The following is a 13,038-nucleotide window of genomic DNA, read 5'->3' on the forward strand; positions in this document are numbered from 1 at the left end:
CTTTGTTATTTTTAATGTGGTTTATTATAGTATATATATATGCTTTTGTTGAAGGAAATTTGGAATCTATACATAAAGATCTAAATGATTCAATGAATTTACAAATTGAAAAGTTTACTTTACATAATAAGAGGATGTGGAAATACAATGTCATTACAGTCAAAATATTTAGCAGGAATTTCACTTGGAATAATGGGAGTTGGTTTTGTTGCAACAATCCCGTTTCAAGGAATGATAGCAGGGAATATTATACAAGGTGGATTTGAAGCTGGTTTAGTAGGGGGACTCGCGGATTGGTTTGCAGTTACAGCACTGTTTCGTCACCCGATGGGGATACCGATCCCGCATACAGCTCTATTGCCCAAAAATCGGAAACGGGTTACGAAAGGACTTGTTTCCACGCTGGAAAATGATTGGCTTACGAAAGAAAGTATTACCGATAAAATAAAAGAAATGAAGTTGGCTGCAATGGTATTGCATATTGCGGAAAGAGAGCTGCATTCCGATACGTTAAAGAAAAGGATTGTTACAATTGCTGAAAAGGCGATTCTGCAAATGAATACAAAACAGTTAGCTGTTGTTCTTGAAAAAGAATTAAAAACGTACTTGCATACAATTAACGTAGGTAATATTCTTCAAGTACTTGTCGATCAAATCGTTACGCACCAATATGATGAAAAGACGTTAGATTACCTGTTGGTCAAAGCGAAAGAATGGACAGCACAAGATGCAGCGCGATATCAACTTGGTAGTTTAGGTATGAAGGCGCTGGAAAATATAAAAGTAGATGGTTTCTTACAGTTTACGCTTAAATCCTTTATGAGCATTGTCGATGAAGAAAAGGTCGGCAGCATTCTGCAAAAGTTTATTATTAATAATGTTAGTAGTTTGCAAAACGTTGATAATAGCACGAGACAAGCCCTATTGATGAAAGTTCGCCAAGAAATCTTACATATTAAGGAGAATGAAGCGGTATTAAAAGAACTAGAGAATTGGAAAGAAAATTGGATTGTGAATTGGCAGGCAGCTGAAAAGATAACCGAATTTCTTGAGCAAGCAAAGCAAAAATCTGTAGAGTTTATTCAAAAAGATGAATTTGCGGACAAATATCTTCTGCCGTTTCTGACAAAACAAATGAATAAAATAAAAGAAGATGCAGTAACAGTTGAGCGTATGGAAGATTGGCTACAAAAACAAATTGTAAACGTCGTTGAAAGCAATCATTCTAAAATCGGAAAACTTGTACAGGAAAATTTAGATAAATTAGATGATAAAACACTTATTGAGATGATTGAAAATAACGTAGGAAAAGATTTGCAGTGGATTCGTGTAAATGGTGCTGTTTGTGGATTTATGATTGGATTGGTTTTGGAAAGCTTAAAAGCGTTTATATAATAAAAAACAACTTGAATAGTGATAAGGAAAAATATATATCATGTTCCTACATATAAAAGATAGGAATTAAAACCTTTCACAGCTTGAAATTGTAGCAGTGAAAGGTTTTTTTATGCCGTTTTGCCTTCAATGTTTTATTGAGTGCAATTTTTTTATAGTTTTTTCTTCTAAGTAATGAAGGTATATGAATTATATTCACGGAAATATTTACAATATTTATTTTCATATGATAAGTACATGCATCAACAAAAAGGAGGTTTTAGTACAGTGCAAATAAGGTTTACTGAACATCGTCTTCCTATGGCTGAATCAGCTCCATATGGAATTACAGTAGGGGATGATAGAGCGCTTTGGTTTACAGAACATAAGGGAAATAGAATAGGAAGAATGACTGTAACCGGTGAAATACAGGAATTCTTCGTTCCTACATCAGATGCTGGGCTTTCATGTATCGTATCTGGGACAAATGGGGACCTGTGGTTTACAGAATACAAGACCGATAAGATTGGAAAGATTACAACGCAAGGTGAGGTTACTGAATATAAGCTACCTACTACAAAATCAGCCCCTTATGGAATAACAGAAGGACCTGATGGAGCAATTTGGTTTACTGAACTAACAGGTAATAAGATAGGAAGAATTTCATTGTTAGGTGAGATTACCGAGTATACATTACCTAATTCGGAATCTTATCCGTCATTTATCGTATCGGGACCAGATGGGGCACTTTGGTTCACGGAGAATCAAGGCAATAAAATAGGGAGAATTACTACATCTGGTCAAATTAATGAGTACTCTATACCTACAATAAATTCTGCTCCAGTAGGCATTACAAATGGACCTGATGGAGCGCTATGGTTTGTAGAAATAAACGGGAATAAAATAGGAAGAATTACTACATCGGGAAAAATTAGCGAGTATCCTATCCCAACTGTAAATGCTAGGCCACATGCTATTGTTGCAGGGAGGGATGGAGTACTTTGGTTTACCGAATGGGGAAGTAATCAGATTGGACGAATTACCGTAAATGGAGAAATGACGGAATATCAAATTCCTACGGAAAACTCTGAACCGCATGGGATTGTACTAGGGCCAGACGGAGCAATATGGTTTGCACAAGAATGTAATCAGATCGGCCAGTTAATTTGTTTATAGCACATTATAATTTTAAATAAAAAATTATAATGAAACAGTGGGGTTTGTTAAATATATCTAAAGTCTGTTTTGAAAATACGTTTTCAAAAACAGACTCCTTTATAACTTTAGAGTGTTAGCCGAGGAATATATTTAATTCAAATGGTAATCTGTTAATATTTTCATAGTAAGGGTACCGCAAAGGTAAATTTAAATAGAATAAGAAAGAGATTTTTTCTATAGCTGAAGAGTAGATATAAAATGTAAGGTATCGCCTATAAAGAAGCGAATAAAATAGTAAAATTGTATGTATATTGAAAGGATGTGAATGTTAGTAAGGTAACACCTACTAACAACTATGAAAATAAAAGTGATAATAGCTGATGATAATTCCTTTATTAGAGAAGGTATGAAGATTATTTTAAGTACATATGCGGAATTTGAAGTGTTAGTAACGGTAAATGATGGTCAAGAAGCTCTAGAGTATTGCAAAAAATATGATGTTGATATTGCTCTTTTAGATGTACGTATGCCGAATATGAACGGCGTGGAAGCAACGAAATTAATTTGTGAACAAACAAAAACAAAGCCGCTCATTTTAACGACATTTGATGATGACGAATACATTTTAGATGCGGTGAAAAATGGAGCAAAAGGATATTTATTAAAAAATAATGATCCAGAGCGAATCAGAGATGCGATAAAAAGTGTTTATCACGGACATACTGTGATGCAAGATGTAGTCCTCGATAAAATTAAATTAAACTTACAAGAAAATAAAGAAGAAGAGTTGAAAATAGATAAGAGCCTTTTCACAGAAAGAGAACTTAGTATTATTGCTCTTATTGCTAAAGGTTTTTCGAATAAAGAGATTTCAAAGCAACTTTTTATATCAGAAGGGACGATTGCGAACTATATTACCTCTATCCTTAGTAAAACGGGGCTTGAGCATCGTACGCAAATCGCAATTTACTATTTAACGGGAACAGTGGATTAGAAATATGGAGTTTTGGATCATTATTAGTAAGCTTATAGTTTTCCTATATATTGTGTTTAGTTATGTTCATTCCAACGTTACGAATCTACCATGGATTATATTTGCTTTACTGCTATATCTTTGTATAAACGTTACGATTTATATTTTGAAAAAAGAAGCAGCGAAGAAAGTGATTATATTTGTATCAATTGTCAATACAGTCGTTTCATATGGACAGATTCATCCGTTATTACTTTTATTTTTACCTCTGAACTTATATGAATTTACTTCTTATTACATATATGAAAAATGGCTGATGTTTTTTATTATGCTCCTTCCGGTTTTGTTTGTTGAGGAAAATATACGTATGACATACGGTTTAATCGCTACATTTAGTTTTGTTATTTTCACAATGGCAACGCTATATACGCAAAGGTTGTTGAAATTTGAAACGCAAAATGACATCATGCGAAAAGATATGCAAAGGCTCACAAAAAACTTGAATGAAAATAAAGAATACATCAGACAATCAGAATACACTTTTAAGCTAGAAGAACGAAATCGATTATCACAAGAAATTCATGATAAAATTGGTCATTCTATGACAGGTGCCTTAATTCAAATGGAAGCAGCAAAAAGATTGATGAATATTGACAAGGAGAAAGCGGCAGAGTTGCTTCAAAATGCTATTCATATTTCCAAAGATGGAATTGAAAGTATTAGAATTACGTTAAAGAACATGAAACCACCAACTGAGCAAATCGGTATTCATCGTATGAAATTATTCATAGACGAATTTGCGGCGAAACATGATATGAAAATTTCATTTTTATATAAAGGGAATTTGGATGCTATTTCTCCAATTCAGTGGAAAATCATTGGAGAAAATGTAACGGAAGCGTTAACGAATGCTATGAAATATGCAGAGGCAACTGTTATTTCAATCGATATACATGTTCTCAATACGGTTGTGAAGGTGCAAGTGAAAGATAACGGAAAAGGTGTACCTCAAGTAAAAAAAGGACTTGGCATTATCGGCATGGAAGAACGTACTGCATCGATTAACGGAACGATTATTGTAGATGGTACAAATGGTTTTTCGGTAACAATGTTATTGCCGATACAATAAGGAATAGATAAGATGAATGATCTCACAGGAAAAAAGTGAATATTCTCATGTGAAAAGAATGAACTTATGCACTGAGCAGGTTCATTCTTTTTGTTTATAATAACAGCATAGAAACCGAAATAGGGGTGAAATGATGAACGCATTAGAGATAAAAAACATAACGAAAAAATTTGGTGATTTCATCGCAGTTGATAATATGTCTTTATCTATCGCACAAGGAGAAATATTTGGATTTTTAGGTTCGAATGGTGCTGGTAAAAGTACAACAATTAATATGATTGCTGGATTGTTAAGAAGTAATGAAGGTGAGATTAGCATACTAGGAAAAAATATAAAGAAACATAATCGATTTGCAAAAATGAATATTGGAATTGTACCACAAGATATAGCAATTTATGAGGAGTTAACCGCCTATGAAAATGTGAAATTCTTTGCAGGATTATATGGATTACGAGGAGCTGAATTGAAAGCGAGAGTAGAAGAAGCGCTCCAGTTTGTAGGGCTCAGTGATAAACATAAAAGCTATCCGAAAAATTTCTCTGGTGGAATGAAACGAAGGCTTAACATTGCTTGTGCGATTGCGCATCGTCCAAATTTAATTATTATGGATGAGCCGACAGTTGGAATTGATCCGCAGTCAAGAAACTATATTCTTCAGTCTGTACGGAAATTAAATGAAATGGGTAGCACCATTATTTATACGAGTCACTACATGGAAGAAGTAGAAGAACTTTGTACGAAAATCGCAATTGTTGATCACGGGAAAATTATTGCAGAAGGTACAAAAGAACAATTGAAAGCTATTATTACAGATACAAAAGATATTTGGATTGAAGTAAAGTCAGTTGAAAATATAGATGTGAACAAATTAAAAGAAATTAGTGGTGTTAAGGCTGTTCAAATAGAAGAAAACGTAATTAAAGTGAATTCTGATACAGGGGTCAACAATTTAAACAAAATCGTTCAGCATTTTATCAATAATGATATAGAAATACGTTCACTTGAAGAGCAAGCACCCAACTTAGAGACAGTATTCTTGACATTGACAGGAAGAAATCTACGAGATAAATAAAATTTACTAGCAAAAAAAGGGAGGTTCATCGATTGAACATCTTCAATATAGCCATAAAGGAAATCAAAAGTGACTTTCGAGATGTAAGAACGTTAGTGTTTATGCTAGCATTCCCAGTTGTGCTTATGCTCATTTTGGGCACCGCTTTAACAAATGCATTTAATAGTGACAATCTTTCTATTAAAAATATTCAGGTGTTATACAAAGATGAAGCAGGTGGTAAGTTCTCTCAGGCCTTTGAAGCATTGATAAAGGAAACAGATAAATCGGGCATTCACTTTAAAAAAGTAGTAAAGGATGTAGATGGGAAAGAAGAAGTGAAACAAAATAAATATGCTGGCTATGTAGAAATGAATCAAGATGGCGTGAAGTTATATGAGAGTGATCGAAATAGCATTGAAGGAAGTATTGTTGAGGGGATGCTTACTACATTTGTCGATAAGTACAACGTAGCGGTTGAAGTTGCGAAAGTAGACCCTGGAAAAGTGAGTACAGTTATTTCAAGTGGAAATCATGATGATTATATAAAAGAGACATCTTTGCAAGCGGTTAAGAAACCAAGCTCTATGGACTATTATGCGATTGCGATGACGACAATGATTGCCTTGTATGGAGCGATGGGAGCAAGCTATTTGATTCGCGGAGAGCGATTACGAAAAACGGGAGATCGTTTAATCGCCGCGCCTGTTAGTAAAGCGGAAATCTTCGTTGGGAAAATACTTGGTAGTCTTGTAGTAAATGCACTTTGTCTTCTTCTTGTCGTTGTCTTTAGTAAATTTGTTTATGGGGCAAATTGGGGGGACCATTTTGGAGTAGTCTTTCTGATTTTACTAACAGAAGTATTCCTTGCAATTAGCTTCGGATTAGGGATTGGATATATTACGAAAACAGGTGAGGCATCTAAGGCGATCATTATGGTTGTTGTACAATTAGCTTCTTTTTTTGGCGGAGCATATTTTGTAGTCGAAGAAAATATGCTTACAAATATGTCGCCATTAACATGGGCAAATACAGCGATTATGAAAATTATTTATGCGAATGATTTAGGAGCAGCATTTCCAGTAATTTCTTTAAATCTTGGAATTTCAGCATTGTTTTTATTGATTGCGATTATCGCATTACGCAGACGGGAGGGGCTATAATATGAAAGATATTTTATGGCTCATACAAAAAACATTATCCGTACTTTTGAAAAATAAAAAGGGGTTACTTATTATTATTGGATTGCCAATAGTTGGAGCATTAATTTCATTTCTGATTTATGGAAATGCAGAGCAGGGGACATTACGTATTGGGGTTGTAAATCAGGAGAATCATTATATAGCAAATGATACGGTGAAATTTATAGAAGGATTAGACCATGTAAAAGTAAGTAAGATTCAAGCATCGGAAGTAGAAGATAAGCTTGCCTCGAAAAAACTTGATGCAGTGATTACGTTAGATTCAGGTTTTTCACAAAGTATTCGAGATGGTAAGCCGAGTCATATTGAAATCTCCTCAATTAAAGGTGCGCAAATCACAGGTTTTATAAAATCATATTTGTATAATTATATTGATAATATAACGGCAATGAGTAAAGTAGCACAAAATGATCAAAATACATTTGATAAAATGTATGCAAGTTATCAAAAAAATTCATTTAAGTTAACGGCCGAGACGCTTAAGGACACTTCCAAAAATAAAGATATGACGAATCAAACAATTGGTTACCTTATGATGTTTATGCTATTTTCAGCGGTGAGCTTTTCAGAACTAATTTTGAAAGAAAAAGAGAATAGAACGTATTTTAGATTGTTGTCAACACCAATAGATGGAAGGAAGTATATCTTATCTAATGTTGCTGTTAATGTGCTTGTTTCAATCGTACAAATTGTTGTAACAGTATTATTTATGACTAGTGTATTTCATATTGATCCAAATATGCCTTTAATTGTTCTGATTGGAGTACTGATGATATTTGGTCTAATCGCAATTGGTTTATCGTTAGCGATTGTATCTTTTGCGAAAAATTCAACTTCTGCTAATGCAATGCAAAATATCATTATTACACCAACATGTTTGCTTGCTGGGTGCTTCTTTCCATTTGAAATTATGCCAACATCAGTGCAAAAAATTGCTGAATTTCTTCCGCAGCGTTGGCTATTAGATACAATGGCAAAATTACAGCAAGGAACGCAGTTCGCAGATTTATATTTAAACATTTTAATTTTATTCGCCTTTGCAACTTCCTTCTTCTTAATTGCTATTTATAAATTTGGTCGAAATAATGATACGAGAAATTTTATTTAATTCAAGATACAAAAGGGATACAGTTCGATGCTGTATCCCTTTTGTACATAGGCTAGCTAAAGTATCTTTTGTAATATGGGCATACTTTTATATAAAACTTCATTGTGATTTCCTTGCACAATGTATTTGTCTCCCTCTAAAAGAAAAACGCTATTCGTAGTAGCATTTCCATCCCCGCGTTTTGTAGTTATGTCTCCTACTACTTTGCCATCTATCCATTTCACCTTGGAATGAGAGGGGATTACCTGTAAATCTTTAATTGTTTCTTCTCCATCCCCTGAGATTAATGTGATATGAATATTTCTTCTATTTATTATATCTCTGTGTTGATTTAATTCATCGAGAAAGTGGTTTTGTGTTTTCATTTTTTTGTAAGGTATGAATTTGATAGAAGATCCGTTTTTCATAAATAAATAATTTCCATAATATTTACAAGGGATGATATCTTGTAATCCTTTAAAGTGAGTATGAATTGCTTCGACTCTATTCATTTTATAGAGATGACATAAGTAGTTAATGTACTGATCCATATATAAATAAACGATATTTATTTTGGACGAAACATGTACAGGAAGTATTCCGCCGGTCCAGTAACTATAGTTTGAGGGTGATCCAGTATTTGGTGTACATAGTATGATGAGTTTATCAACATCATTGTGATACATATTACTTTGAACATAAGACCGTGCAACAAGTCCACCCATACTATGACAAATCAAATTTACTTTATTAGCTCCTGTTATTTGTTTAGCTAAAGTAATGGTTTTTGTTAAATAATTTTGAGCAGATTCTTTAATTTTTTGTCGCCAATCATAAAAAGAAATAAATAAATTTTTATTTCTTTGATATCCCATACTTTCTAGCATCATAATGAAAGGCTCATATACAAATGCGGAGATTCCAAAATTCCAATCGCCTGTACCAGGAATAATGATATTACTCATAGAACCAAAAAGTCCTGGCACAAAGACTATAGGTGTTTGTATTTTAAGATTTTTCATATTTCCTCCTCGTATGTATAAATAATAGTAAAAAAATATAAAACTGCATGTAAACGAGCATTAAAAATAATTTCTATTGAAATACTACGTAGAGACAATTATTTTGTGCGGAAGGAAAACGAAATGGTGAAAAAGATACTTCGAATTATTTCTATTATTATTGCTATATTGGCTTTTCTTCTTATTTGGATGCACTTTGATGTAAAACTAGGAAGAAAAATCGAAGCAAAAAAAAATCAATCTAAAGAGTATGAAATTCACTATAGTGATTTCCAATTATATGACGAGGGGAAATCTTTATATGAGCAGTTATTTTCGGATATAAAAGAAGCGAAACATTCCATTCTCACTTATTTTTACATTATTTCAAATGATACAAGCAGTCATTCTTTTTTAAATTTGTTAAAAGAAAAAGCAGAAGAAGGTGTACAAGTATACCTATCAGTTGATTGGATTAATGATTTATCTTTCGAAAGAAAAATGAAAAATGAATTACAAGCGAGTGGTGTTCATTTTACATATAGTAGAAAACCTGAATTTCCATTCTTTTTTTATTCATTACATCATCGGAATCACCGCCGGATTACAACAATCGATGGGAAAATAGGATATAGCGGTGGTTTCAATATAGGTGATGAGTACTTAGGAAAAGACAAGCATTTTGGATATTGGCGAGATTATCATATACGAATACAAGGAGAAGGAGTGAAAGATTTAGAAGAACAGTTTGTATCAGATTGGAAACGAGATACTTCTGAAGGAATAATAAGCACTTCTCAGCAGACTGTCCCAGGTAAAACGTTACATACACTGTCTTGTTATAATGGTCATGATGTAATAGAAAAGTACATCGAATTAATAAAGCAGGCAAATCAATCTATCGTTATTGCCACACCGTATTTTATACCAAAAGATGAAAAGCTTATGAATGCTTTAATTCAAGCGAGGCAGCGTGGCGTTTCAGTTAAGGTACTTTGGTCTTTCAAGCCAGATATCCCTCTTATAAAAGAGGCTGCATATCCTTATATTCGTAAAGCTATCGAGAATGGCATTTCTGTATACGGATATAAAAAAGGAATGTTTCATGGTAAAGCTATGGTGTTTGATAATGAAACAACAGTTATAGGAACAACAAATTTTACGTCGCGTAGCTTTCATATTAATGACGAGATAAATTTCTATATAAAGGGTGGTCCTATTCTTCAACAAGTAAATAAGGCATTAGCACAAGATGTTCAAAATTCAAAAGAAATGACGATATCATTCTTTAATAAGTTATCTTTTTGGGATCGGTGTAAAGAAAAGGTAGCAGGGCTGTTTAATTATTATTTATAGGAGCAGAAATATGAATGAGAAAAAATGCGGCGTAATGCGGCATTTTTTCTCATTTATAATAATTCCTCGAGAAACGAAAACATATTTTTACAACATATATTTTGGGTGATAAACTAAAATGGTAGGAAGGAAATATTTTCCGATAATATAGGGGGATATGTAGTGAGATTCTATGAGGAGGAATTCGAGTGAAACGCCAAACTGCTATTCGTGAGATTGCAGAGCATATATGTATGCTTGAACTTAATCATCCTGTAAGAGTAGGTGTTAGTGGTGTTACTGCTTCAGGGAAAACAACATTTGCAAATGAATTGGCAAAAGAAATTCAAAATCAAGGAAGAAAAGTAATTCGAACAAGTATAGATCATTTCCATCATCCGAGGGCAATTAGATATTCACAAGGTAAGGAATCAGCGAAAGGATATTATGAAGATGCTCATGACTATAAAGCAATGTCTGAACGATTATTAATGCCATTAGGGCCAAATGGTACGATGCGCTATGAAATACAAACACATGATTTAGAGACGGATATGTATATTCATTCAGAACCAATATTGGCTTTAAAAGATACGATATTTATAGTAGATGGAACATTTTTATTTAAGCAAGAGCTGAAGCAGTTGTTTGATTATAAAATATTTGTAGAAACAGATTTTCAGATTGCTAGAGAACGTGGTTCCAAGCGAGAGGCGCAAGCTTTTGGAAGTGAAGAGAAGGCTGAGGAAATGTTTTTAAAGCGATACCATGCGGCTTGTCACATGTACATAGAAGAGCACGCACCAAAGGAATGTGCGGATGCAATTGTGATTAATAATAATATAGAAGATCCGGTAGTTGTATTTAACAATTTGTGATTGTAGTGTTATAAAATGAAACTTCAATTCTAAAATCGACAATAGATAAAATTTCAGTTGCGATATGCTCTAAATGTTTAGAACAAAAACTGTTTCCATCTTGATCGGCAAGAGCGCCTCCACTTAGTTTGATTAATACTCGCTTATACGGCTTCATCGTTGTTCCTTTACGAGAAAATGAAACAGAAAAAATAGGTTTATAATGAGAGGCATTGTATGTCTATTCATAACATCTCCTCCTTTTCGTCTCAGTTTTTAATAGATGTAATTTTTAGGTTATACAAAATAATCTACTGTTTTATCAATCTAATTTTTTAGTTGTATACTGAAAACGACATCAATGAATATTTTAAGAAAAATTTTCGAAAGTTTTGTGACAAACCTGTAGATTTTTGTCTGATTTTGTAGGTTCACCTATATCATGTGAGTACGCTTTTATACATTCAAATTGAAAGCGTTCGCATGAAAGGGATGAAATACATGAAAAAATTCGGATTAGCTACACAAATTTTGGTGGCACTTATTTTAGGGGTTGTAGTAGGGGCAATCTTTTCTGGTAATAAAACTGCTATCTCTTATATTCAACCGCTTGGAGATATTTTTATTCATTTAATTAAGATGATTGTTGTTCCAATTGTTATTTCTGCACTTGTTGTAGCAGTAGCTGGTGTAGGCGATATGAAAAAGCTCGGCAAATTAGGTGGAAAGACAATACTTTATTTTGAAATTGTTACAACGATTGCAATTTTAATGGGCTTAATCGCAGCAAACGTGTTCCATCCAGGAACGGGCGTTGATATGAGCCATTTGCAGCATAGTGATATTTCATCATACCAAGCATCGGCTGAGGCAACGCAGAAAAAAGGCTTTGCAGATACAATTACTCATATTGTGCCAACAAACGTGTTTGATTCGCTTGCAAAAGGGGATTTATTGCCGATTATTTTCTTCTCAGTTTTATTCGGCTTAGGGGTTGCTGCAATTGGGGAAAAAGGCAAACCAGTTTTTAACTTCTTTGAAGGTGTATTAGAAGCGATGTTTTGGGTGACAAACCAAGTTATGAAACTTGCTCCGGTTGGCGTATTTGCACTTATTGCTGTAACGGTTGCGAAATTTGGAGTAGGTACGCTGCTTCCGCTAGGGAAATTAGTGCTTGCCGTTTATGCAACAGTTATCTTATTTGTTATTATTGTTTTAGGAATAAATGCAAAAATGGTGGGAGTAAATATCTTCACCTTAATGAAAATTTTAAAAGAAGAATTGATTCTTTCCTTTACAACAGCAAGTTCAGAAGCAGTTTTACCAAATCTTATGCGAAAAATGGAAGAGTTCGGCTGTCCGAAGGCGATTGCTTCTTTCGTTATACCAACTGGTTATACATTTAACTTAACTGGATCAGCTATTTATCAAGCGTTGGCAGCACTATTTGTAGCACAAATGTATAATGTACACATGTCATTGACGGAGCAAATTACATTGTTATTTGTTCTCATGTTAACATCTAAAGGAATGGCTGGTGTTCCTGGTGCTTCCTTTGTTGTTGTATTGGCAACATTAGGTTCTATGGGACTTCCAGTAGAAGGAATTGCTTTAATTGCTGGTATTGACCGCATTTTAGATATGATTCGCACGACTGTCAATGTATTAGGGAATGCATTAGCAGCGATTGTCATGTCGAAATGGGAAGGTGAATTTGATCAAGAGAAAGCAAAACATTATGCAGAAACTGTAAACCAAACAAAAGTTGCGTAAAAAGCGAATTTTTAATCAGTGAGGGATATTTATCTCTCGCTGATTATTAGTTGGACGAATTGGATTTTTGTGAGTAGTATACCTCATGCTCGAAATTT

At 33.7% G+C, this 13,038-nt stretch carries 11 protein-coding genes and 1 pseudogene; 10 read left to right on the forward strand and 2 right to left on the reverse strand.

Annotation, left to right across the window (positions count from 1 at the left end; translation table 11 throughout):
- Window positions 1-147 precede the first annotated feature (147 nt).
- The 7 genes from AB1284_RS06910 to AB1284_RS06940 all read left to right on the forward strand — a co-directional run bounded on the left by AB1284_RS06910 (window position 148) and on the right by AB1284_RS06940 (window position 7,995).
- Window positions 148-1,395, forward strand: coding sequence for a DUF445 domain-containing protein (locus tag AB1284_RS06910; RefSeq protein ID WP_429750627.1), 1,248 nt, complete (start codon window positions 148-150; stop codon window positions 1,393-1,395).
- A 267-nt stretch (window positions 1,396-1,662) separates the two neighbouring features.
- A complete protein-coding gene (locus AB1284_RS06915; protein ID WP_429750625.1) occupies window positions 1,663-2,550 on the forward strand; it encodes a virginiamycin B lyase family protein in 888 nt (295 codons plus the stop codon).
- A gap of 337 nt (window positions 2,551-2,887) precedes the next feature.
- Entirely contained in the window at window positions 2,888-3,526 is a 639-nt protein-coding gene (locus AB1284_RS06920; protein WP_429750623.1) for a response regulator, read from the forward strand.
- A 4-nt stretch (window positions 3,527-3,530) separates the two neighbouring features.
- Window positions 3,531-4,634, forward strand: a complete 1,104-nt coding sequence (locus AB1284_RS06925) for a sensor histidine kinase (protein WP_429750621.1) — start codon at window positions 3,531-3,533, stop codon at window positions 4,632-4,634.
- 133 nt (window positions 4,635-4,767) lie between these two features.
- Window positions 4,768-5,706: an ABC transporter ATP-binding protein gene (locus AB1284_RS06930; protein ID WP_336482974.1), complete on the forward strand. Its 939-nt coding sequence runs from the start codon at window positions 4,768-4,770 to the stop codon at window positions 5,704-5,706.
- 32 nt (window positions 5,707-5,738) lie between these two features.
- Window positions 5,739-6,848, forward strand: coding sequence for an ABC transporter permease (locus AB1284_RS06935; RefSeq protein ID WP_429750619.1), 1,110 nt, complete (start codon window positions 5,739-5,741; stop codon window positions 6,846-6,848).
- 1 nt (window position 6,849) lies between these two features.
- Complete coding sequence (locus AB1284_RS06940) at window positions 6,850-7,995, forward strand: ABC transporter permease (RefSeq protein ID WP_429750618.1); 1,146 nt, start codon at window positions 6,850-6,852, stop codon at window positions 7,993-7,995.
- 56 nt (window positions 7,996-8,051) lie between these two features.
- On the opposite strand, the gene AB1284_RS06945 is transcribed toward AB1284_RS06940, so the two are convergent.
- On the reverse strand, window positions 8,052-8,996 hold the full coding sequence (locus AB1284_RS06945) for an esterase/lipase family protein (protein WP_429750616.1): 945 nt from the start codon (window positions 8,994-8,996) through the stop codon (window positions 8,052-8,054).
- 123 nt (window positions 8,997-9,119) lie between these two features.
- Here AB1284_RS06945 and AB1284_RS06950 point away from each other — a divergent pair, with 123 nt between their 5' ends.
- Both AB1284_RS06950 and AB1284_RS06955 read left to right on the forward strand, forming a co-directional pair.
- Entirely contained in the window at window positions 9,120-10,331 is a 1,212-nt protein-coding gene (locus AB1284_RS06950; protein ID WP_429750615.1) for a phospholipase D-like domain-containing protein, read from the forward strand.
- Between the two features lie 188 nt (window positions 10,332-10,519).
- Window positions 10,520-11,188, forward strand: a complete 669-nt coding sequence (locus tag AB1284_RS06955) for a hypothetical protein (protein ID WP_429750613.1) — start codon at window positions 10,520-10,522, stop codon at window positions 11,186-11,188.
- A 16-nt stretch (window positions 11,189-11,204) separates the two neighbouring features.
- Here the strand turns inward: AB1284_RS06955 and pyrH are convergent.
- Window positions 11,205-11,345 (reverse strand): annotated as a pseudogene (pyrH, locus tag AB1284_RS06960) (UMP kinase); the annotation flags it as partial.
- A 323-nt stretch (window positions 11,346-11,668) separates the two neighbouring features.
- Here pyrH and AB1284_RS06965 point away from each other — a divergent pair.
- Window positions 11,669-12,940, forward strand: a complete 1,272-nt coding sequence (locus tag AB1284_RS06965) for a cation:dicarboxylate symporter family transporter (protein ID WP_429750611.1) — start codon at window positions 11,669-11,671, stop codon at window positions 12,938-12,940.
- Window positions 12,941-13,038: the final 98 nt, after the last annotated feature.

The organism is Bacillus sp. S2(2024) (assembly GCF_050474045.1).
Classification (GTDB): domain Bacteria; phylum Bacillota; class Bacilli; order Bacillales; family Bacillaceae_G; genus Bacillus_A; species Bacillus_A yunxiaonensis.